The organism is Pseudoalteromonas sp. CO109Y (genome assembly GCF_004208935.1).
GTDB lineage: Bacteria > Pseudomonadota > Gammaproteobacteria > Enterobacterales > Alteromonadaceae > Pseudoalteromonas > Pseudoalteromonas shioyasakiensis.
Map to the genome: position 1 here is coordinate 364,582 of NZ_SGPD01000027.1, position 23,021 is coordinate 387,602.

General features: G+C 41.6%; 19 protein-coding genes and 1 other RNA gene. 10 read left to right on the plus strand and 10 right to left on the minus strand.

Features of this window, described 5'->3' with window-relative positions:
• Positions 1–39 precede the first annotated feature (39 nt).
• On the minus strand, positions 40–408 hold the full coding sequence (locus tag EXT43_RS11490) for a hypothetical protein (protein WP_130167018.1): 369 nt from the start codon (positions 406–408) through the stop codon (positions 40–42).
• A gap of 49 nt (positions 409–457) precedes the next feature.
• Here EXT43_RS11490 and EXT43_RS11495 point away from each other — a divergent pair, with 49 nt between their 5' ends.
• Both EXT43_RS11495 and ggt read left to right on the plus strand, forming a co-directional pair.
• A complete protein-coding gene (locus EXT43_RS11495; protein ID WP_130167019.1) occupies positions 458–1,003 on the plus strand; it encodes a GNAT family N-acetyltransferase in 546 nt (181 codons plus the stop codon).
• A gap of 76 nt (positions 1,004–1,079) precedes the next feature.
• The gene (gene ggt, locus EXT43_RS11500) at positions 1,080–2,738 is read left to right on the plus strand and encodes a gamma-glutamyltransferase (protein WP_130167020.1); all 1,659 of its coding nucleotides are present in this window, start codon (positions 1,080–1,082) and stop codon (positions 2,736–2,738) included.
• A gap of 60 nt (positions 2,739–2,798) precedes the next feature.
• Here the strand turns inward: ggt and EXT43_RS11505 are convergent, their stop codons facing one another.
• Positions 2,799–4,001 carry an aromatic amino acid transport family protein gene (locus EXT43_RS11505; protein ID WP_082710851.1) on the minus strand — a complete coding sequence of 401 codons (1,203 nt, stop codon included), beginning with the start codon at positions 3,999–4,001 and terminating at the stop codon, positions 2,799–2,801.
• A 406-nt stretch (positions 4,002–4,407) separates the two neighbouring features.
• On the opposite strand from EXT43_RS11505, the gene EXT43_RS11510 reads away from it, so the two are divergent.
• Entirely contained in the window at positions 4,408–5,313 is a 906-nt protein-coding gene (locus EXT43_RS11510) for a DMT family transporter (protein WP_062564331.1), read from the plus strand.
• A gap of 21 nt (positions 5,314–5,334) precedes the next feature.
• On the opposite strand, the gene EXT43_RS11515 is transcribed toward EXT43_RS11510, so the two are convergent.
• Positions 5,335–6,213, minus strand: a complete 879-nt coding sequence (locus EXT43_RS11515; protein ID WP_054561850.1) for an OmpA family protein — start codon at positions 6,211–6,213, stop codon at positions 5,335–5,337.
• A 216-nt stretch (positions 6,214–6,429) separates the two neighbouring features.
• Here EXT43_RS11515 and rnt point away from each other — a divergent pair, with 216 nt between their 5' ends.
• The gene (gene rnt / locus EXT43_RS11520) at positions 6,430–7,110 is read left to right on the plus strand and encodes a ribonuclease T (protein ID WP_062564332.1); all 681 of its coding nucleotides are present in this window, start codon (positions 6,430–6,432) and stop codon (positions 7,108–7,110) included.
• On the opposite strand, the gene EXT43_RS11525 is transcribed toward rnt, so the two are convergent.
• Positions 7,094–8,719, minus strand: coding sequence for a FapA family protein (locus EXT43_RS11525; RefSeq protein WP_062564333.1), 1,626 nt, complete (start codon positions 8,717–8,719; stop codon positions 7,094–7,096). The two genes, rnt and EXT43_RS11525, sit on opposite strands and share 17 nt — an antisense overlap.
• Positions 8,720–8,997: 278 nt before the next feature.
• Between EXT43_RS11525 and ssrA the strand changes: the two genes are divergently transcribed.
• Positions 8,998–9,356, plus strand: a transfer-messenger RNA (tmRNA) gene (gene ssrA / locus EXT43_RS11530).
• Positions 9,357–9,430: 74 nt separating this feature from the next.
• Here the strand turns inward: ssrA and EXT43_RS11535 are convergent.
• Positions 9,431–10,447 carry a hypothetical protein gene (locus EXT43_RS11535; RefSeq protein ID WP_062564334.1) on the minus strand — a complete coding sequence of 339 codons (1,017 nt, stop codon included), beginning with the start codon at positions 10,445–10,447 and terminating at the stop codon, positions 9,431–9,433.
• Between the two features lie 244 nt (positions 10,448–10,691).
• The gene (locus tag EXT43_RS11540; protein WP_062564335.1) at positions 10,692–11,408 is read right to left on the minus strand and encodes an enoyl-CoA hydratase/isomerase family protein; all 717 of its coding nucleotides are present in this window, start codon (positions 11,406–11,408) and stop codon (positions 10,692–10,694) included.
• Between the two features lie 205 nt (positions 11,409–11,613).
• Here EXT43_RS11540 and EXT43_RS11545 point away from each other — a divergent pair, with 205 nt between their 5' ends.
• On the plus strand, positions 11,614–12,387 hold the full coding sequence (locus EXT43_RS11545; protein ID WP_062564336.1) for a sulfite exporter TauE/SafE family protein: 774 nt from the start codon (positions 11,614–11,616) through the stop codon (positions 12,385–12,387).
• On the opposite strand, the gene EXT43_RS11550 is transcribed toward EXT43_RS11545, so the two are convergent.
• From EXT43_RS11550 to EXT43_RS11560, 3 genes are all read right to left on the minus strand, one after another.
• On the minus strand, positions 12,377–13,855 hold the full coding sequence (locus EXT43_RS11550; RefSeq protein ID WP_130167021.1) for a methyl-accepting chemotaxis protein: 1,479 nt from the start codon (positions 13,853–13,855) through the stop codon (positions 12,377–12,379). The genes EXT43_RS11545 and EXT43_RS11550 overlap by 11 nt on opposite strands.
• Before the next feature lie 7 nt (positions 13,856–13,862).
• Positions 13,863–14,699: a transporter substrate-binding domain-containing protein gene (locus EXT43_RS11555; RefSeq protein WP_130167022.1), complete on the minus strand. Its 837-nt coding sequence runs from the start codon at positions 14,697–14,699 to the stop codon at positions 13,863–13,865.
• An 83-nt stretch (positions 14,700–14,782) separates the two neighbouring features.
• Positions 14,783–15,418, minus strand: a complete 636-nt coding sequence (locus tag EXT43_RS11560) for an SDR family oxidoreductase (protein WP_130167023.1) — start codon at positions 15,416–15,418, stop codon at positions 14,783–14,785.
• Between the two features lie 142 nt (positions 15,419–15,560).
• On the opposite strand from EXT43_RS11560, the gene EXT43_RS11565 reads away from it, so the two are divergent.
• Positions 15,561–17,018, plus strand: coding sequence for an OmpA family protein (locus tag EXT43_RS11565; RefSeq protein ID WP_240701494.1), 1,458 nt, complete (start codon positions 15,561–15,563; stop codon positions 17,016–17,018).
• A gap of 23 nt (positions 17,019–17,041) precedes the next feature.
• Here the strand turns inward: EXT43_RS11565 and mnmC are convergent, their stop codons facing one another.
• Entirely contained in the window at positions 17,042–19,090 is a 2,049-nt protein-coding gene (gene mnmC / locus EXT43_RS11570; protein ID WP_062564341.1) for a bifunctional tRNA (5-methylaminomethyl-2-thiouridine)(34)-methyltransferase MnmD/FAD-dependent 5-carboxymethylaminomethyl-2-thiouridine(34) oxidoreductase MnmC, read from the minus strand.
• A gap of 179 nt (positions 19,091–19,269) precedes the next feature.
• Here mnmC and fabB point away from each other — a divergent pair, with 179 nt between their 5' ends.
• The 3 genes from fabB (at position 19,270) to EXT43_RS11585 (ending at position 22,787) form a co-directional block, all read left to right on the plus strand.
• On the plus strand, positions 19,270–20,484 hold the full coding sequence (gene fabB / locus EXT43_RS11575; protein ID WP_054561838.1) for a beta-ketoacyl-ACP synthase I: 1,215 nt from the start codon (positions 19,270–19,272) through the stop codon (positions 20,482–20,484).
• A 132-nt stretch (positions 20,485–20,616) separates the two neighbouring features.
• The gene (locus tag EXT43_RS11580; RefSeq protein ID WP_130167025.1) at positions 20,617–21,738 is read left to right on the plus strand and encodes a 4-phosphoerythronate dehydrogenase; all 1,122 of its coding nucleotides are present in this window, start codon (positions 20,617–20,619) and stop codon (positions 21,736–21,738) included.
• Positions 21,739–21,770: 32 nt separating this feature from the next.
• Complete coding sequence (locus EXT43_RS11585) at positions 21,771–22,787, plus strand: aspartate-semialdehyde dehydrogenase (RefSeq protein ID WP_054551679.1); 1,017 nt, start codon at positions 21,771–21,773, stop codon at positions 22,785–22,787.
• Positions 22,788–23,021 lie beyond the last annotated feature (234 nt).

A 23,021-nucleotide genomic window follows, 5' to 3' on the forward strand; every position in this document is an offset into this window, starting at 1 on the left:
ACTAACAAAAAAGGGCAAGTAAATACTTGCCCTTTCTTTTTAATTATTTTTCTCTTGCTCGCGTTTTTCGCGCGCTTCTCTTAATTCTTCAGCCAGTTCTTTTGCTTTTTGTTTGGTTTTTTCAGAAAGCTCACCAGCCGCTTCTTTACTCTCAATCCATGCATCTAAGGCAATTTCTTTACCGTCGTCATACATGCTTAATCCCATTTTCTTACTCTCTTCGAGTAACTCTTGCAGTGAGTCGTCGTTAAACTCGCTGGTGGCGTCTTTTACGTCGCTCCAAGCATCATTTAGGGCTTGCTTTACTTCATCTTTTGCTTCGCTGGCATCTTTCTTGGCTTGTTCTGCGTCATCACAACCCGTTAAGGCAATACAGCCTAATAAAACTAAGCTTGCTAATTTGTTCATATTTTTCTCTAATGGTTAATTAACTATTTAGCAGTATAAGCAATAAAAAATGAATATAGCTAGAACAGCACGATTAAGTTTTCGGTTAATGGATGAAAATGATGCCGAGCTACTTTATGAGCTCGATAACGACCCTGAGGTAATGAAACATCTCACTCGTGGCAAAGTATCCACTATGCAGACCATTAAAGAGGTGTTTATTCCACGCTTGAATGCCTATAAAAATGAGCAAAAAGGGTGGGGGCTTTGGCAAGTAAACATCATCGAGGGCAATACCTTTATCGGCTGGGTATTAGTCAGGCCTATGGGCTTTTTTGAACAGCCTGATTTTAGTGATTTAGAAATTGGCTGGCGCTTTAAAAAAATGAGCTGGGGCAAAGGCTATGCGTCTGAGGCAGCACTTGCCATTGCTAAAGCCGTAAGTGAACCAGAAGAAGTAAAGTCGCTCAGTGCCACAGCACTAGAAGATAACCTAGGCTCAATAAAGGTGATGGAAAAACTAGGCCTTAAGTTTGTAAAAAACTATATCCATAAAGATGAGCAAGGTGAATTACCTGCAGTACTTTATTCATGTCCTAAAGAGCAGCTTAGCTAAGTTAATCGTAACTAATTGACCTTAAGGGTTTCACATGTCTAAATGGTCAAAATAACATCAAGAAAAAGGAAGTACCATGGCAAATTTAGTCAAATACGCGGCACATCTGTTGATCGTTACCGCGATATTCTTTCATCCGTCAAGTTTTGCAAAACAAGCAGCTGTCGCAATGCCTGATAGCTACAGCAGTGATACGGCTCGGGCTATTTTAGAGCAAGGCGGTAACGCCGTTGATGCGGCAATTGCGGCACAGTTTGTATTAGCAGTGACTTTACCAGAAGCCGGAAATATCGGTGGTGGTGGCTTTATGCTGATCCAAAAAGATGGCAAAGGTGATTTTATTGATTACCGTGAAACAGCCCCTGCTGCAGCTCATCGCGATATGTACCTTGATGATAAAGGTGATGTTATTGATAACATGTCTGTGTACGGTATTCACGCAAGTGGTGTTCCGGGCAGTGTTGCTGGAATGTGGCTTGCCCATCAAAAGCACGGCAGCTTAGAGTGGAAAACTCTGCTAGAGCCTGCGGTTAAATTAGCAGAGCAGGGCTTTATTGTGCATCCTAAGCTAGCTGCGAGTATCGAGCGTTATATTGCGCGAATGGCCAAAAAGTCGGTAAACATTAACTTTGCTGATTACTTTGCCGATGCCAAAGCAAATAAGGTATTTAAACAGCCGGAACTTGCCGCCACACTAAAACGTATTCGTGATCAAGGTAAAGCTGGTTTCTACGAAGGTGAGACAGCAAAGATCATAGCGTCATTTATGAAGCAGCACGGCGGCATTATTACTGAGCAAGACTTAAAAGCTTATCAAGCTAAATCGCGTACACCAATTAAGGGTAACTGGCGCGGTTACGAAGTGCTCACATCGCCACCGCCAAGTTCAGGTGGTATTGCTATTTTGCAGTGGCTAAAAATGTACGACTTGGCAAAACCAAAAGGAACGCTTGAGCACAATTCAACAACCTATGTTCATATTTTGGCTGAAGTAGGTAAACGCGTATTTGCCGACAGAGCTGAATATTTAGGTGACCCAGATTTTTATGAGGTGCCAAAAACAGCTCTACTTGCAGATGATTATCTTAGAAATCGTGCAAGTACAATTCGTCCAGATGCCATTTCAACAACTGAGAACATCAAACCAGGTTTACACGAAAGTGAGCAAACAACGCATTTTTCTATTCTAGATAAGTGGGGCAATGCCGTTGCGAATACCACGACCATCAACTTAAGCTTTGGTAGCGGTGTGGTTGTATCGGGCGCAGGATTTATTTTGAATGACGAAATGGATGACTTTAGTGCCAAGCCAGGTGTGATGAATGTATTTGGTGCAATTGGTGGTAAAGCTAACGAAATTCAACCTCATAAACGCATGTTGAGCTCAATGACACCGACCATTCTACTTCAGGATAACAAAGTTAAAATGGTAACTGGTTCTCCGGGTGGCACCACGATAATTAGCTCTGTGTATGAGTCAATTTTAAATGCGGTTGAATTTGATATGACTGCAGAGCAAGTGGTAGACAGCCCACGTTTTCATCACCAGTTATGGCCTAAAAATGTGATTAGATACCACACAGGTCTTGAACCAAAGGTTGTTAAAGCGCTTGAGAAGATGGGTTATACACTTGATGAACGCCATTTTGGTGATATGCATGTGATCATCAATAAAGACGGTAAATTAGATGCAGCCTCTGAAGCATCTGGCCGTGGTAAAGCAATGGTGTTTTAATTAAGCTTTAAACCAGACAAAAAAGCACCCTCGGGTGCTTTCTTTGATTTGGTGGGCTGTTTAACCAATCGCTGGAATAAGCCCCGCCATTTGTAAACCTTGAGCACTAATAATAAGCACACCAAACAGGGCGGCCAGTGCTAAGCCAATATTACCGCCTTTAACTTGGTAACCCGCATCAGGTTTGCTGCTTCGTTGCTTATAGACCATAGCAACCGGTAAAAACACCGCTAAAATAACCAGCGCAATGGCGGCGTAGCCAAGTGCCATAATAAACCCTTGTGGATAGAATAGCGCAAAGCCTAGCGGTGGAATAAAGGTGATCAAGGCTGTTTTGATACGATCTTTACTGCCATCACCTTTTTTAAATGCATCAGCAAAAAAGTCGAATAAACCTAAACTCACCCCTAAGAAAGACGTGGCCAACGCTAAATCAGCAAAAATGTTCACAGCAGTGGCAACATGTGGGCTGTGAGCAATGCTAGCGACACTGCTTACGAATCCAGGTAACCCTTGACTTTGTAGTAAGTCGCTTTGACTCATCATGCCTTGGCTAAGTAATTGCCAAAAAATGTAAATTACTAAAGGCAATGCGGCACCTGCCACCATTACTTTACGAAGTGTTTTGATATCTAAACCCACGTATTTCACAATCGATGGAATAGAGCCATGAAAACCAAACGAGGTAAACACCACCGGGATTGCAGATAAGATCAGACCTTGTTCAATAGGCATTTCAAGTAAGTGTTGGCCATGAACATAAGGTGTCAGCATATAAAATAAGCTGGCTAGTACGCATACTTTAATAGTGAACAGTACGCGGTTAAGCTTATCGACTTTGCTGGTACCGAGTGTCACCACAGTACCGATCACAACAGCCAGAATAACTGAGCCAACTTGCGGTGCTAAAGAAAGCGATAAACCATTGTTGAGCTTTTCTTGTAATTGCGCACCACCACCTGCGATATAGGCAGCGCATAATGCGTAAAACAAAAACATCACTGAAAAGTTAGCGACCCATTGCCCACGTTTACCCAACCATGACTTAGCTAACGTATTGAGGGTTGCATCTCTGTCGGCATATTGATGCAGCTCTAGCATCAGCAATGCTGTGTAGGTCATTAAAACCCAAGTTAAAAAGATTAGTGATAACGCTGTTGTGAAACCAAGCCCTGCGGAGGCGATAGGCAATGCCAGCATCCCTGCACCTATGGTGGTGCCAGCAACAATTAACATGCTACCTATTGTTTTATTTTTAAGCACTTTTTGCCCCTTAAACTTCGTGAGAGGCAAGCAAGATATAACTTGTTTAACAAAACTTAAATAGTTTTGTTATAAATCAAAGAAATTAAATGTAACCTATGATTTACATGTGCAAACAGGCTGTTGAAATCAGCAAATAACTTTTTGCCAAATAGCATGAGTATTCGTGTTGACAAAATCACCATTTAGGCGGATTCTTAAGCTTCTTCAACTTACTTTATTAAATACCATGATGCAGCTAAACCAACGACCAACAAACAATTGTATGCGCCTGACCTCATCAGTCGTATGGTCTGTTATGTGCTGCGGTTAATTAAGTAAGTTTTACTAACCGCGTTCTAAGCGGTTGGTTATTTCCCTTTTAAATTTTCTTCCGCTTTTTTCGCCTTTTTAAAGGAATAAGCTTGTGCCTGTTAAAGCCTCATATTTTTTAATGGTGGTGATTTGGTCAACAACACCACTGGGTATTGTTTGGAGTAGTGAAACGGTAGCACCAACCCTGGCTGTGTTTTTACGCATGCTGGTGGGGCTGGTGTTGGCTTCGTTTGTCGTTGCTGTTGCCAATATCCGAGTGCCTTGGCATCGCCGTGCTTTATTCCTTTATGGCTATTCAAGCATAGGTATTTTTGGCGGCATGTTATTAAGTTACATGGCAGCTAAAACAGTGCCTTCTGGGTTAATATCATTAATGTTTGGCCTTGCACCAATTTTATCGGGCTTACTTGCGCAAAAAATCTTGAACGAACCTAAGTTTAGCGCCATTAAGCTTGGCGCACTTGGCTGTGCCTTAATTGGTTTATTTTTAGTAAGCCAACGCCATATTCAAGGGGGAGTAGAGCAGCTTAGTGGCCTGTTATATGTATTTATGGCAGTGTGCTTTTTTAGTTTGAGCGGTGTGATGATCAAACGGGTAAGAATTGCTATTCATCCAATGGCTACCACATTTGGCGCGTTGGTTTTTGTAACCCCGCTGTTTTTTATTACTTGGTTGCTGGTAGATGGGCAACTTAATAGCCAGATGTGGAGTGCAAAATCAATGTACTCAATTGTTTACTTAGGCGTGTTTGGTTCATTAATTGGTGCGCTGGCGTATTTTCATGTATTGCAGAAGTTGAACGCCAGCACGGTCGCATTAACAACCCTGATCACACCAAGTTTTGCAATCGCGATTGGTGGTTTACTTAATGATGAGCCCATTGACCAAGCACTGATTGTTGGCGCGACCATCATTATGATTAGCCTCGCATTTTTTCAGTTTGGCGATAAGTGGCTAAAGCGCTTTAAGCGCGTGAAATCGGTAGAAATGAGTTAAGGCTAGTAGCCGCTTCGGCGGCTACATTTTTGCAATTTGAATGACTAAACGACGGTTTTTGTTGCGGTCTAAAATGTTGTCGTTGCTGGCAACATGGCGCTTTTCACCGTAACCATCGGTATCTACTTTGCTTTCATCAACCCCTAAGCTAACAATGTAATCCTTAATCGCTTTAGCGCGTTTTTTTGATAACTCGAGGTTATTCCAGCGACCACCGTAGCTGTCGGTGTAAGAAGATATTGAAATAGATTCGATATTGGTGTCGTACTTTAAGTATTCGCCAATTTTATCTAAGCGTTTTTGTGATGATTTAGTCAGCTTGCTGGTATTAGGCTCATAGTTCATCACTGTGAACGAAATATCTTCAAAGCTGTAAGGCAGCATTGCATCTCGGCACTGTAAAAACGCCCAATAAGCTTGCTTAAAGTTGACACTCGATAAACCAACGGCAATTTTATCGGCACTGTTTTGCCAGTCTTGGTAATAAAATGTCGGTTGGTAACCTTTTTCAAGTTCGGTGAGCATTTCCCAAGCGGTTTTGTTGCCAAGCTCGCCGTCAAACTTACGTAATAGCTTCATATTTGCTAAGTCGCGAGCAGGCATACCTGCACGCCAGCTAGGTGGTACGGCTTTTAGGCCAGCAATACTGTAGTTGTCTGGGCGTACGACCATATCAAGGTTGAAGTTTACGTCTTTATTTTTACTGGCAGTGGTGCTGAAAATTGCTTCACCATAGTAAGGAACTTCATGATTTAATTGGCATTCTAAGCGAGAAGTTTTAACCATTTGCCAGTTCGACATATCAGCATTAGCGGTATACTCACGCATGGCTGCATGCGCATTTATACTTGCAACTGAGGTTAATAGGCCTAGGCTTAAAGGAAGTAATGAAAGCTTCATCACGGTAATTCTCCAACAAATCATCAATGCCAAATTATTGGCAATTTTTGTGTTTAATTGCTTCAGCACACTAAACACAGGGCTAGCTGATTAATATAAAGCAAGTAATGTGCCTAAAAACTCAGTAAGAATCTTCGATTTCACACTATTTACTCTAGCAGAGTAGCCGTGGTTTTTGACATAATAGCCAGCTTACACTGGCAAACCAAGAAGACTATGGAAAATACTGAACAAACTCTTTTCGCAAAACGCTTTCGTGGCTTTTTTCCTGTTGTGATTGATGTTGAAACCGCAGGTTTTAATAAAGAAACCGATGCGTTATTAGAAATTGCTGCATCTGTACTGAAAATGGATGACGACGGCGTGTTAAGTATTGATCATACTGTGCATTTTCATGTTGAGCCATTTGAAGGCGCGAATATTGAACAAGCGGCCATTGAGTTTAATGGTATTGATCCTTTTTCTGCGCTGCGTGGTGCGGTGCCTGAGGAAGAAGCGATTAAAGAAATCTGTAAAGTCGTGCGCAAGGCACAAAAAGCAGCGGGTTGCCAGCGTTCAGTGGTTGTAGCACACAATGCAGCGTTTGATCACGGCTTTTTAAATGCTGCCATTGAGCGTTGTAAAATTAAGCGCACGCCATTTCATCCATTTGTTAGCTTTGATACTACATCACTGGCAGGCCTTGCACTAGGGCAAACAGTATTAGCTAAAGCGTGTAGGGCGGCAGGTATTGAGTTTGATAATAAGCAAGCTCACTCAGCACTTTATGATACCGAGCGTACTGCAGAATTGTTCTGTTTAATCGTTAATCGCTGGCAACAACTCGGCGGTTGGCCATTGCCTGAAACTGAAGTAAGTGAAGAAGAGCAAGACTCAGCCGTTAAAACGACTGAGTGATCTTACCTTCAAAAAAACGCACCATGTTAGGAGGGTAAATACGTGAAAACTGTTTACTCTCTTGTGCTATCTTAAGCTCCACCCCTGGATGCATTAATTCATTCACTTTTAAGCGACTTGTTGCTAATAAGCGCGCAATCTTAATTTTCACTAAGTGTTTCTTTTTCTTTGTGTTGGCTGTTTTAATTTTAATCTGCTGCTCGCTGGCAGTGATCTTTTTAATATAATGCGCCCGTTGAGCTGGGTCGGGTATTTTATTGGCCTTTTTGCGTGCTTGCTGTAAGGCAGCTGCTTTTGTCGCTAATAACTTTTCAAAGTCATTAATTTGCTGCTGCTTTTGGCGTAAATCATGCCAGTACTGAGCAATGAAAACCCGTGTTTTAGTGCCTGATGGCGCACCAAGCTCGCCGGTTTCTATTCGCATCGCATCTAAAATATTGCCACCAATAATTTTGCCTCGCGGGTTATTGGCTTTGCCGACTCGAATAAGGCGGCGAGCGCTTAAATCACAATGTAAAGCTTGGCGTTCAATGAATAAATCTTGCTCTGTTTTTATATGGCAGTACTGAGCATAACCCACTGAGATAGTGCGCGAAGCCGTTATGTTACAGGTAAAGTTTTCGACGTTTTCACGTTTTCTGCCAACAGCCCCAAGCATCACGGTGACTTCACTTTTACTTTCAATTGTGGCTGATTCAACAAACCCTAAAACAGTGATATCACCCGTGGCTTTGACGCGCATACCATCTTTTACATCACCACTAATAATAACACTGCCATCAAATTCGACATGGCCCGTACTCACATCTACATGATGAAAACACAATACGTCGTCAACGCGCATACCGCGGGGTAGGGCAACAGGCACGCCCTTCGCATCGGCAATCAACATATCGCTATTATTAGGGTCAATACGCGTTCCTTCGAATGGCTCAAGAGGTAAGTCTTTACCAGGTTTTGCAGGCATTACATCACCAAACACAGTAAAGCCATCTTCACCGGGTGTTGCAGGAACTCGCTGCATTAATGGTGTACCCGGCTTAACGGTAATAATGGCACCTAAATTACGCATGTCGACTTTACCGCCAGAGGTCGCTTGCGGGCTAAGAACGCGGTCTTGTGCTGTAGAGCATAAGCGCACGAATTTAGCATCGGTGCCTTCTTTAGGCATTCGGCCATGGGCAACAATTGCGGTGTAATGGGCGCCGGGTGGTTGCTTAAATTGTTGGCCTAAAAAGGTATCAAGGGCACGTAAACTAATGCCTTTAATCACTCCCGCCTCTGCAAGCACCTCTTGCGCCATATCCATGCTAACAATTTTACCGCCACGGGCTGTTGTTAAGCTTGCTTCAACCACCATGTTTTTAGCATCGACTTTTACTTCAAGGTGAGCATCAACGGCTTTAGCAACCACTAAAGATTGGTTTTGATATTGGCTGCTAGGTATAAACAACTTGCCTATATTGGCATCAATATATTCGTAGCTGGCATAAGGAGACTGCTCAAGTAATTCAATTAATTGAGAACTCGTAGTAGGAAAACCCGCATCACGAGGATGCTCACACAAAGAGACATAGCCGCTTTGTTCATCGAATGAAAACATCGACATCTGAAAAGCCCTGTAAAAAACTGCCTGTTATTATAGTTATGTGTTGTTACAGGTTATTTTTGAAGAAGGGTAACAACGTTTCCTATTTCAGCACAACTTTTGTACTATGTTAAGAATTTGTATGATTAAAATGTGAAAATATGTATAAAAACTGATTTTTCCTGCCTGAAAATTCAGCATTCAAAGGTACTTAGCAAAAATTTCCCGATTAATGCCTTGAGTATGAATAGGCTACTCAGTTATACTGCACGAACACTCTGAATGAGATACCAAATTCAGGGGCTGATTAGGATTCGACGGAATTCAAGACGCCCGAGGTGCATGTCGAGGTGCGGTTGGCCTCGTAAAAAAGCCGCAATTTAAAGTAATCGCAAACGACGATAACTACGCTCTAGCGGCATAATAGCCCGCTAGCACTTCTCCGGTGTATGTCTGTGGACCCGGTTCTGAAGTGTCACCCTACACGGACTCGCTACGGAAACCCTGGCCGGGGTTGAAGGGCTAAAACTAAGCGGCCTCGCCTTTGCAGATCGTGTTCGTCCGAGCTGTATAAGGTTAACTAAAAGACGATACTAAGCATGTAGTACCAAAGGTCGAGGCTTTTCGGACGGGGGTTCAAATCCCCCCAGCTCCACCAAATATGAAAAAGGCTGCTCTCAGAGCGGCCTTTTTTATTGTCTAAAATATAGAAGTAATAGATGGCATTATTTACTATTTCTTATCTATGGCATCACAGGGCTGATACCATGTTAACCTTTCAGATGCTAAGGCTGAAATAACTTTATTAACAAAACTTTGACCTCCGCCTATTGGGTTATAAATGCCGATTACTCTGGGTGTTATTCTAATATTCTCGTCATGGAGCAAAGCTTTGATCGAACCGAGTGATAAAATCGAATTTTGAATGGTTGTTTGATTTAACTCGCTTGGTAAAGGTAGATTAGCAGAAACAAGTTCACCTGTAGCCCCCAGTGTTTGAACAACTAAAGTACCTGTTAAGTTTCCAGCTTTTGCTTCAGCTGCGATTGCAGGTAAACCAGACAAATTCACATTTCCATTTAAGACATTAATAGTCGCAGTGAGTCTTAACCCAACTCCTACATATACTGGCAAATTCACGAGTTCATAGTTCTGAATATCGTAGTTAGATAAATCAAAAAGTGATTTTAGCTCTTTGTTTTCATCTACCTTTGAGAATAAACCATCATTTGGATTAACTATAACATTATAATTAGATACTACATTATTTGGAACGTGTTCAAATAACTTTAGGGGTTGGCCTTTTTTGTAATTTGGGTAAGTATATTCAGCTCCCCACCATTTTACATCTGGTATTTGGCCGGATATTTCTCTTTTAACTAAAAAGCTACCCTTTGTGGTGTCTGTATTTGCATAGTCAATAATAACTTGATAAGAACGACCTTCATAACCAATTGTTGATGGGCCAAAGTTAAGTGTCCCATCAGATGTAAATTCAGCAACTGCTAAACGAACTGTTTGATCAGGAAATGAATCTTTTAAATTGCGCAAAACAATTTCTTTATTTTTAAATCTAAGTTCGTTATCTGCTGGGGAGCAACTAGCCCCCTCTAGAGTCTGTACAGGTAAGGGATCAAATGGTATGTAACTATATGATGTTTGTTTCTCAGCTAATGTATCAGGAATTTTAGTATGTGATGTACATCCAGCTAGAACTGAGATAGATAAAATAAATGTAATAAACTTCATGAGCATTCTCCTTTGCCTAATAAAAAAGTGCATGCTTTTATTTTAAATATAATGAATTTTATTTATATTATTTTAAATTTAAACTTCGAATTTAAAATAATATATTAGGTCTTTTTTTAGAATGTGCAAATTTAAGTTTTTACTAGCTTTTATTATGCTTAATGATTTTTAAAGGTGTTATTATATAAGCAATGTAAAATTATATATAAAATAACCTCTAAGCACAGGTACTTAGAGGTTTTTTCTAAACAATCAACTGAACGGCATCAATAATCGGTTTGTTTTCTATATCAATGGTGTCGATGATGTGTTTGTGTAGGCGCTTTTTGTGCTCGGCGAAAATCGCGCGTTTTTTATCGAACTGGCTGGCAAATTCGAGGGCGCTATTAAATAAAGCTTCTTTGTTTGGGCAGGCTTGTTCAATAACATGATCCGTGGCAAGTTCGCCTGCGGTAACGCGGCGGCCTGTTAGCATCATCTCGTTAAAACGATAGTCTGGAATAGCTTTTTTAATGAAGGCGAGCATGCCCGGTAAAAACGGGATTGATAAGTCAACTTCTGGGAAGCAGAAGAAACCACGGTCGCTTTGCATAAACCTAAAATCACAGGCGCACGATAAAATTGCACCATTACCAAACGCGTGGCCATTAATTGCTGCAATGACTGGCATTGGGAACAGTAATAGGCGTTTAAATACCGCATCCATTGAGTGCATAAAGCCACTTACTTCAGCAAATTTTTGTGTTTTTAATGCGGGCATAAGCCAATCGGTATCTATGCCCAAGCTCCATGATTTTTCGCTGCTTGAAGTGATCACCAGTGCTTTGTGTTCAGGATTACGTTCGATTTCGTCAAGGCAAGTTAAAAAAGCCTCTGCAAAAGCAGGGTTATGGCGATTTTCAGCTGTTGTCATAGTTAAGATAGCAACAGATCTTTGTGTACTTACATTCATCAGTGTCATGCTGTGCCTTTAATTTTATTGTGTTGTGGGCATAGTTATATACCATCGGTTTAACAAAATAAACCACAAGTCTGACCAGTTGTGAATTTAGGGGCACTTCTCTTTTGGTTGATATGGTCTTTTAGTCGAAACTATTTTCCAATATATCGCTAATAGTGGTGAGTCATGATAGCGTTAGCTCAAACACACTATTTAAAGCGTAACAATGGATTTGATCAGTTGGCAGTTTTTAGGTGGAGATTTATTAAGCCCGATCAGCACAATCATGCTCATTGTGGTTGCGGGCTTTACTTCAATGATTTCAGCAGCTTTTGGTGCGGGCGGCGGCTTAATGCTGCTGGTGATCATGGCATCCATGCTTCCTATGAGTGTGGTTATTCCTGTTCATGGGTTAGTGCAGTTAGGCTCTAATGCAAACCGCTTTTTGTTCACGTTTAAACATATTGATGGTGCTATGTTTGTGTACTTCTCTTTAGGGGGAGTCTTAGGTGCGCTGGTTGCCTCAACGATTGTCACATCAATACCCCTTGAATTAATGAAAATAGTGGTTGCTGCATTTGTGCTTTATTTACTTTGGGGTGTGACGCCAAAGCTCAGAGAAACCTCAAAGTTATGGCGTGTTCTCGCTGGACTTTGGACCACGTTTATCTCGATGTTTGTAGGGGCAAGTGGGCCTTTGGTTGGCAGCTGCTTATATGTGAATAATTATAATAAGCTTAAATTTACCGCTACTTTTTCAAGCTGCATGACAGTACAACATACCTTAAAAGCGATTTTATATGGGGCTGTGGGCTTTGCATTTTGGCAGTGGTTGCCGCTGGTTATGCTCATGATAATGAGCGGTGCTTTAGGTACTTGGCTTGGCCTTAAGTTATTGCACCGCATTTCGTCAGATAAATTTAAAAAGATTTTTCGTTTAGTGTTAACGGTGCTTTCCCTGCAACTTGCGTGGCAGGGAATTATGGCTTTTAGTATTTAAACAAACCCAGTTTGGCAACGATGCCGCGTTCTAATTCATTGAGTTGGCCTATGGTGTTATCGAGGTGCTGAGCTTCTTGCGATAGGCTCTTAGCGCCTTGGTTAATGAGCTGCATGGTATTTAAGATATCAGCGGTCACGCTGGTTTGCTCTTCAGAACTTGCCGCCACGCTCTCGTTCATTTGATTAATGGTATTGATTTGTTTAGCAATATCTTTGAACACCGCTTGGCTTTTTTGATTCGCTTGGCTCACTTTATCGCTCAGTGACTTGCTTTGCTCCGTTGCGGTTACACAATCAGAGGTATTTTTGTGTAGCGATACAATAATCGACTCAATCTCAGACGTTGAATCATAGGTTTTACTAGCAAGCGCTCTTACTTCATCGGCCACCACAGCAAAGCCACGACCAGATTCCCCCGCACGAGCCGCTTCAATAGCAGCATTTAGAGCCAGTAAATTGGTTTGCTCGGCAATACTTTTTATAACATCGAGCACTTGGCTGATTTCGTTACTGCTGGCGTTTAATTGTTTAACTACGTTTGATGTATGGTCGAGTTGTGCAGCTAATTCGTCAACCATGTTGCCATTGGCATTCATATTTTGTTCGCCTTGTTGGCATAAGCGATGTACGTCGGTTGTTTGCTGTGCAGTTTGATTAGCCCCTTGCGCAATCTCTTTGGTTGCTTCACTTAACTGACTAAGTGCATTGGTTGCTGAATCAGTGCGATTATATTCAAGCTCGGCTTCGTTTTTAGAGCGCACAGATGCTTCGTTTACTGTGCTGGCTATCATTTCAAGCTCACTGGCTGTGCTGCCTAGCTCTGTAATTATTTCTTGCACTTGCGCTATAAATCGATTGAAACCATCGACCAAATAGCCTATTTCATCATTAGATTGATAGCTAATACGTTTTGTAAGGTCGCCTTCGCCTTTGACAATTTCATCAACAAGGCTATTTACGCTATCGATTGGTTTTATCACTAATAGCCGCACGATATAAATAATCACCGCACCCAAGGCGATAAAAGAGACCAGCAAGGTAATAAACATGGTGCGTGTCGACTCAGCAATGGTGCTATGCAGTGCTTGTTGTGAGTAACCAATTTTTATGTGGCCAATTAAATTATCTAAATAGTGCAAATCAATAGTTTTGCTAACCGATGCGCTATTGCTTTGTTTAGTGATAGAAGCAAGTGGCTTATTGCGATGATCTGTCACTGAAATGCTATGTACATGTTTGTTTTGCGAAAAGGCTTTAATAATCTGATTGATTAACGGCTCATCATAAGAGAATACTGGCTCGGCTAAAATAACCTGCATTTGCTCATTAAGGGCCGTGATGTCGTCTTGCCATTGTTGTGTTTGACTCGACTTTGCCAGCAGATAGTTTGCACTGATCACGAAGATCACGCTCAGTAAAAGGCACAAAGACAGTGCCAAGGTCATTTTATATTTTAATGATTTCATTGTGCGCTCATTGAAATGGGTTAAACCACAAAGGGCTATTTTTATTAGGTGTGTTCGACGATAACGTTGGGTTATCTAGCTCAATAACGCGACGCGAGCTTAAGTTGGCTTTTGATAAAACCGTTTGTACTTGGCTGTCTGCCAAAAACATGGCGTTAAATGTGCCATCGGCAATCATCTCGTTTAGGGCATCATTTAGCTGTTTATGTAGTGTGTGATTGTTTTTGTTGACGAAAAAGTAAAGTGGTGCGGTGTACTTAATAACTAAGTATGGCTCAACAGTGAGGTTAAGCTCTGAGTGATTGGCAATTTCATCCCAAGGTTCATTCACCCCACGTGGGAAGTAGTCAAAGCGCTCGCCTTCAAGCATTGGAAATAAGTTAGGGTATTTTAATGTGGTAACAACGGGCAGTTGATTTGCTTTTAATATTTTCGTGTCTGGCCAAGTTTTACCTTGCCCAGCGGTGAAGCGTTTTAAATCTTGTAAGCTAGTTACTGAGCTAAACAGTTCGCGATTTTGTGCTTTTACAATCGCGACTCGCATGCCAAGTAAGCCACGAAACAAGGGAATATAAACAGCTTTATAATCCTGTTCTAACTGAGTTGATGTCATGCTCCACATCACATCCAGCTGGTTGTTTTTTACATCGTTTAAGATACGTGCATTAGAGATATCTTTATTGGTTTCATAAGGGTGAATATACTCTAAGCCAGCACGTTCGATGGCGCTGATCAGTAATTTGTGGGGAAGAGAGGTATCGCCACTGTAGCTTTGAACTTTTACCGGTGCGGCAAAACAAGCCGACGTAAAAGCAAAGCAAAAAAGTAAAGCAAAATGACGCATAAAGCACCTTTGTTATTATTATGTAAACAATAAACTAAAGTGCTTTACGCGCTTTCTCAATCTTATTTCTTATGCATACGTATTCAATTGCTCAGAAGGCTGTCGATTGACTTATCACCATTAAACAATTCAAACACTTGTGGTTTTTTCGGTGTATGTTCAGCAAGGTATAGCAGGGTATCTGCTACATCTTCACGGTTGATCACCGCATCTTGGCGCGTTGCAGGGCGCGTGGTGGTTAATAGCCCCGTTGCTGCATCATTTAATAGCGTGCCAGGTCTGACAATGCTGTAATTTAATTCGCTATTGATTAAATGTTGGTCAGCCATGTGCTTTGCAACTAAATACGGTTTTATACTGCTTTCAATGTTGTCTGGGGCATCAGCACCAATAGAGCTGACCATAATAAAGTGCTTAACCTTGGCATCTACCGCATAATTAATCGCTTTAACTGCGGCCCATAAATCTATCAGTAAGGTTTTATCAGCACCCGTTGCGCCGCCGGAGCCCGCGCTAAAAATCACTTGTTCAACACCCTCGAAGGCACGACTAAAATCGTTTTCGAGGTCTTGCTCTACAATCGTTAAATTATTACTTTCAAGCGCAGTCAGTTTGCTTTTGTCTCTAACCAGAGCCACTACATCATTACCACTTGCCAGCATTTTTTCGGTGGTCATTTTGCCTATTTGGCCCGTTGCGCCAATGATTAAGGTCTTCATATCAAACTCCTTCTAATTGCTGTGTAAGTAAAGACCTTGGGGTGTGGATTTATTTTTAAAGGGGTACAAGCAAACTTTGAATAAAAAAGTATTATTTGGCATAGTGTCAAATTAGGTACAAATTCAATTAAAAGGACTTAAAGTGAAAATATTTATTAAACTTTTGGTGTTAGTAACTTTGGTATTTTGCAACGCGGCATCTGCTAATCAATGGCTATCACCTTATCCAAATAGTGAGGTTGAAAAGTCGGTTAAACTCAGTGGCGAACAGACTCAATTAATGAGTCAGTTTGATGGCAGTAAAAAGTCGTCAGAGCGATTTAGTTACACAGACTTTATTGGTGATGTAAACCACACATTATACGAAATAAACAATGTTGCTACTCTCAAAGTATTTGAAAACTATAAACACGCTTTACTCACCGATGGTTTTAATATTGTTTATTCTTGTCAGCTAGACGCTTGCGGTGACAGCAGTGATTTTGCAGAGGAAGTCGGTTACTTTCAGCTCTATAATTATCATCGTAAGCCATATTATCTGCTTGCCACTAAAGGTGAAAAGCCTGAATTTGCAGTGTCGTTATTTGTTGGCCAGTACAACAGTAAAACGCGTGTTATGAGTAGCTCAATTGCGATTAAAGAGCTTGAAACAGGTCTGATAAAAGCCAATACAGCTGCTTTTGCAAAACAGCAAACAAACCCTGTTACCAAAGCACCTAAAGACGATATTAGAGGCTCAAGCGATCACCCATTACTAAGCCGTTATCCTGGTAGTTTTATTGAAGCCTTTGAGCAAATTGATTACGAAGAATTTTCACTACCAACAGGAATATTTAACCGTAAAAACAAAGCGCTACCTGCTGAAGATGTGACAGGCGATATCACTCGTATTACTTATGAAATTAGAAAAGTATCAACCCTTAAGGTTTTTCATAACTATGTGTCTGCCTTAACAAAAGAAGGCTTTGAAACGGTATTTAGTTGCGAACGTCAAGCATGTGGTGACGACCGTAAGGCAATACAAGCACTTGGTGATCACTTGTCGGCAAAACAAGTTTATAACTATTATCGCCAGCCGCGCTATCAGTTAATGAAAAGCACCATAGAAAATCAAACAACCTATGTCGCATTTTTTGTTGGGAATTACCAAGGCACTACGCGAGTGCAGCTTGTTATAATTCGAACAGAGCCTTTACAAGGAGATTTAGTTAAAACCAATCCGGACCAAGTGTTAAAGCAGCTAGAGCAAAAAGGTAAAGCAGCCATTTATGGCATTTACTTTGATCATGATAAATCAGACATTAAGCCAGAGTCAGCCGAGTCATTAAAAGTGATTGCGGATGTTTTAAATAAAAATAACAGCTTAAACTTGTACGTTGTTGGTCATACAGATGATAAAGGAAGCCCAGAGTATAATTTAGGGCTGTCATCTAAGCGAGCTAAAGCAGTTGTTAAAGCGCTCGTGAGTCAATATGGCATTAAAGAGTCGCGTTTAATTGGTTATGGTGTAGGCCCTTATGCGCCATCTGCCAATAATAAAAATGATTTGGGTCGTCAGCTAAACCGACGCGTAGAGCTAGTTGAGCGATTAAGTAATTAATCAAAAGGGGCTTTTTAGCCCCTTTAAATTTTATTACGAATTAGGTCGCGAACAATAAAGCGAGCAGGGTGAATAGCCTGACTCACGCGTTCGCTAAATGGTCTTGGCTCATTGTTTAAGCAAGCAATTAAATGCTCAGCACTCAAGGGGGCACTGCACAGGCCTCTTGCGCCAAAGCCAGTGAGCACATGCAAGCCTTGCTGAGGTTTCGTTAACGTTTGGTACTGATAACGCTTACCTAATCTTAAATTAGCAAACGCACTTAAATAATCACTTTGTTCAGCCCATTCACCTGCCATAGGTAAATGGTCGATGAAGGTGCACCTTACAGCTGCTTTTGCGGCTGTTATTTCACCTAAGGTCGTTGCAAACTCGCTGTCTGTGTAAAAGCTTAATAGTTGTTCACGATTGGTAAGGTTGTCTTGCTCTTTAACTTCACGGCTTTTTGAGTTTTTTTCAAAAGTCGCGCCCATGCAATGATGGCCCTGATATTCAGGAGTAAAATAGCCCTTATGGCAAAGCACGGTCTTTAGGCGTTTTGACTGCTCGCTTGCTTGCACATGCGAGACTTGGCCGCGTACACCAACAATAGGTAGCGCTTGAGTTTGGCTAAACTGGTCACTGTGTTCACCAGCACAATTAATCACATCGCTAAATGGCCCGAATGTTTGCTCTTTTGTGTGTAATAACCAGCCATCTGCGGTTTTTTCGAGCTTTTCAATGTGGCAATTAAAGTGACTGTCCATTTTATTATTGGTAGTGGCAGTTAACGAACTTGCCGCATTAAATAGAGCTGTAACCAGGGCTGGTGGATTTACCCAGCCGCCTTTTGCAAAGAATACACCTGAGTAGCCCGTTTCTACACCGGCAATTTCATCACCTTCTTCGGCGCTTACATTACGCATTAATTCTGTTGGCCAAAGTTCTTTATCGGCAAGGTTTTGATGTTTATCAGCTAGGCCTTGTTTAACCGCGTGCTGTAATACACCACACCACTGGTGAGGGTAGTCAAAACCATCATCAAGTAATTGTTGGTATAGACGCATCGCATATAAAAAACTATGGGCGAACATTTCACTGTGTGGTGAGTTTTTTGCTTGTAAATGCGGATAAACAGCCCCTTGTACATTGTGAGAAGCGCCCATGGCAAGCGCTTCATCTTGGCAAAACAGCGTGGCTTTTAGGCCTCTTTTTGCCAGTGAATACAGTACACTGCTACTGGCAATACCACCGCCAATAACAGCCACATTACTCAGTTCACTTTGCTGATGAGCAAAATAGGCAGGCCCTGATTGTTGCTCATTAGGCTCAGTGAGCTCGCCAATCAGCATTTCGCGCTTTTTACCATAGCCTTTTGCTTTACTCATGCTAAAGCCTGCTTCGATTAGCCCTCTTCTTACAAAGCCTGCGGCAGTGAAAGTGGCGAGTGTGGCATTTGCTCTTGAGATAGCACGCATCTTGTTGAACAAACTCTGTTGCCACATATCTGGGTTTTTACTTGGTGCAAAGCCGTCTAAATACCACGCATCAACAACCCCTTCGCTTGGGTAGCTCATGGCGTCAATGCTGTCTTGCACGTCACCAAAGTAAAGGTCGAGTATTAATTTGCCGCCTGCAAATTCAAGGCGATGACAGCCGGCCAAATTAATTGGGTATTGAGTAATTAGTTGCTCACTATACTTGCTTAAACTAGGCCAGGCTTTGAGTGCTTGAGCAAGGTCATCACGCTTAATAGGAAATTTTTCAAAAGAGATAAAGTGCAAGCGGGTAACACTTTTTTTACCACTATGGTCGGGTTGATTTTGAACTTCTTGCTCTGCATGCTGCCTATCAAGGTGAGCAGCAAAGTGCTGCCATGTATTTAAAAAGTTAAGCCCGGTACCAAAGCCTGTTTCAGCAATTGCAAAGTGGTCACGGTCATGATTTTGTAATCGTTGCGGGATATGGTTTTGTTGATAAAACACATAATGTGATTCGGCTAAGCCATCGTCATTAGAGAAATAAACATCGTCAAACTGATCGGCGACAGGGGTACCAAGGTGATTAAAATGAATATGTGCGTTTTTGATCATGGTTTAACTAATTAACTACAAACTTTTTTCATTATTTTACGTGTTTTCTTTGAAATAGTCTGGCGTTATTTATAAGCTAGACATTCAGAGTACATGTGTACGCTAGAAAGCTGACCACTTCGAAAGTAATTTCAGCGTAAAATAGAACACAATTTAGTATAGAGCTAAGGTAATTACCCATGAGAAGAGCCGTTATTACGGGCATCGGTGTTGTTTCAAGCATCGGTAACAACAAAGAAGAAGTATTAGAATCATTAAAACAAGGCCGTAGTGGTATCGCGTTCAACCAAGAGTTTGCTGACTACAACCTACGTAGTAACGTATCTGGCAAAATCGATATTGATGTTAAAGAGTTTGTTGATCGTAAAGCAATGCGCTTTATGGGCGATGCAGCGGCATACGCTTATATCTCAATGTCACAAGCGATTGCAGATGCTGGCCTTAGTGAAGATCAAGTTTCAAACGAGCGCACTGGTTTATTAGTGGGTTCTGGTGGTGGTTCATCTAAATGGCAAGTTGAAGCGGCTGACATTTTACGTGAAAAAGGCGTAAAACGTGTTGGTCCTTACATGGTACCACGTACTATGGCGAGTACGACTTCGGCGTGTCTTGCAACACCATTTAAAATTAAAGGTGTTAACTACTCACTGAGCTCTGCATGTGCGACATCTGCACACTGTATCGGTCACGCGGTTGAGCAAATTCAACTAGGCAAGCAAGACGTAATTTTTGCAGGTGGTGGTGAAGAGCTTCACTGGACGCTAGCAATGGAATTCGATGCAATGGGTGCATTGTCTACTAAGTACAATGAAACACCAGAGAAAGCATCACGTACATACGATGCAAACCGTGACGGTTTCGTTATCTCTGGTGGTGGCGGTATCGTTGTTGTTGAAGAGCTTGAGCATGCACTTGCTCGTGGTGCGCACATTTATGCAGAAATCACTGGTTACGGTGCAACGTCTGACGGCTACGACATGGTAGCTCCATCAGGTGAAGGCGCTGTACGTTGTATGAAGCAAGCAATGCAAGATCTTGAAGGCGGTATTGATTACTTAAATACTCACGGTACTTCAACACCTGTTGGTGATGTGAAAGAGCTTGGCGCTATTCAAGAAGTATTTGGTGGTAACTCACCAATGATCAGTGCAACCAAAGCGATGACAGGTCACGCTTTAGGTGCAGCAGGCGTTCATGAAGCAATTTTCTCGCTATTAATGCTTGAGCATAACTTTGTTGCTCCATCTATCAACATTGATGAACTAGATGAGCAAGCTGAAGGTCTAAATATTGTAACTGAGCGTAAAGACGTTGAACTAAATACAGTTATGTCTAACAGCTTCGGTTTCGGTGGCACTAACGCCACATTAGTAATGAGCAAATATAAAGGTTAAACCTCTCCAGTATTTGCTTAAAGCCGAGCAATAGCTCGGCTTTTTCATTTGTTATAAAGTCTTAGTTGTTACCTATCCGAATACTGATAAATTCGCTACAATAGCGCCACTTTCTGCCTCTCGGACACACAAATGAAAATTCTTGCAGATCAAAATATGCCATTGGTTGAGCAGTACTTTGCCGATTTTGGTGATGTTGAGCGATTTGATGGCCGTAATCTCCAACCCGAGCAGCTAGTCGGGGTCGATATCTTGTTAACCCGCTCTGTTACCAATGTAGATAAAGCCTTACTCACTCAAGCAGATAAATTAAAATTTGTGGGCACAGCAACCATAGGTGTTGATCACATTGATACCGAGTTACTTGCTGAGCGAAATATCGCATTTAGCAGCGCACCAGGTTGTAATGCCGTGGCGGTTGCTGAATATGTTATTAGCTGCTTGTATGCCTTGAGCCAAGAAAATGCCAGTTCATTACAAGGTAAAACCATCGGCATAGTGGGTGTTGGCAGTATAGGTAGCTGTTTACGTGATAAGCTTAGCCTGCTTGGTATGAATGTATTGTTATGTGATCCACCAAAACATGAAGCCGGTGAGCTTGCAGAGCATATTGAGTTAGACACATTACTAGCCCAAGCCGATATTGTGACTTTTCACGTGCCATTAGTTAAACAAGGTCCGCATAAAACCTTGCACATGCTAGACGAAACACGCTTAAAAGCACTTAAGCCGGGTATGACGATTATCAATGCAAGCCGTGGTGATGTGATTGATAACCAAGCATTGCTAGCATCGTTTGAGCAAGGCGCAAAATTAGATTGTGTGCTTGATGTTTGGGAAAACGAACCCAATATACTGACACCTCTGCTTGATTATGTACGTTATGCCAGTGTGCATATTGCAGGGCATACACTTGAAGGCAAAGCCCGCGGTACACAAATGCTGTATCAGCAAGTATGTGAGCTTGAAGGCATCGCAGCGCTTAAGTCTCTGGACGATTTTTTACCAGAGCCAATTAGCCATTCTGTCACGCTTGGTGAAACCTTTAACCAAGACGATATAGGTCGCTTGGTGCACTTAATTTATGATGTGCGTCGCGACGATGGCATTTTACGAAGTAAATTAGCAAGCGAAGGCTTTGATAGTTTACGTAAGAATTACCTTCCACGACGCGAGTTTAGTACCTTGTCGGTGGCTGCCAACAGTGCATGTGAAGGCGCATTAGCTGCACTGGGATTTAGAATTAACGAATAAAGCCATTTGCTTTATTCAAAAGAGGAAAACACATGTCGCAAAAATTTAATGTAGCCGTATTAGGTGCCACAGGTTTAGTGGGTCGTCAGATTATCGAAACTTTAGAAGATCGTAAGTTTCCGGTAGACCAATTATTTTTACTTGCAAGCAGCCGTAGTGCTGGTGAAGAAATTCAATTTCGCGGTGAGAGTATTGAAGTAATTGATGTTGAAGAGTTTGATTTTAGCCAAGCTCACATTGGTTTATTTTCAGCAGGCGGCAGTGTTTCTGAAAAATACGCACCGATTGCAGCGGACGCAGGCTGTGTGGTAATTGATAATACCTCACACTTTCGTAATGACTACGATGTGCCACTAATTATTCCTGAAGTGAATGCATCAAGCTTAGCGGATTTCAGAAACCGCAACATCATTGCAAACCCTAACTGCTCAACGATTCAAATGCTGGTGGCATTAAAGCCAATTTATGATGCTTATGGCATTGACCGCATTAACGTATCAACTTATCAAGCTGTATCGGGTGCGGGTAAAGAAGCCGTTGATGAACTAGCTAAGCAAACAGCAAACTTAATGAATGCACGTCCGATGGATAATGCCGTTTTCCCTAAACAAATTGCTTTTAATGTGATCCCACAAATCGATAGCTTTGAAGATAACGGTTATACCCGCGAAGAAATGAAAATGGTCAACGAAACACAAAAAATCTTAGGTGATAACAGTGTTGTGGTTAACCCTACTTGTGTTCGTGTTCCCGTGTTCTTTGGTCACAGTGAAGCGATTAATATTGAAACGCGTATGCCAGTAGATATCGAACATGTGAAGCAGCTATTAAACGATGCACCTGGTGTAGAGTTTATTGAAGACTTAGCCGATTACCCAACAGCAGTATCAGATGCAAGTGGTAACGATACTGTATACGTGGGTCGTTTACGTGCTGATATTTCGCACCCACATGGTTTAAACATGTGGGTTGTTAGCGATAATACGCGCAAAGGTGCGGCAACAAATAGTGTGCAGATTGCTGAAGAGCTAATCGCAAATTATTTATAAATCTGATGATTTAGGCTGAGCTAAATTTAAGAAAAGCGGCAATTTGCCGCTTTTTTTGTGAATTCACTGCCAAATTATTGCCGCATACGCTGTAAAAGCGTATAAACTTAACGATAACAATAAAAAAGCCTCTCAGCCGCTATTATTTAAGCTATTTACTATCAAGGTGTTGCAATAGATATTGCAAGGCAACTAAGTTATAGTTTGCAGCTGGAATAGAGCTTGCACGAAAAC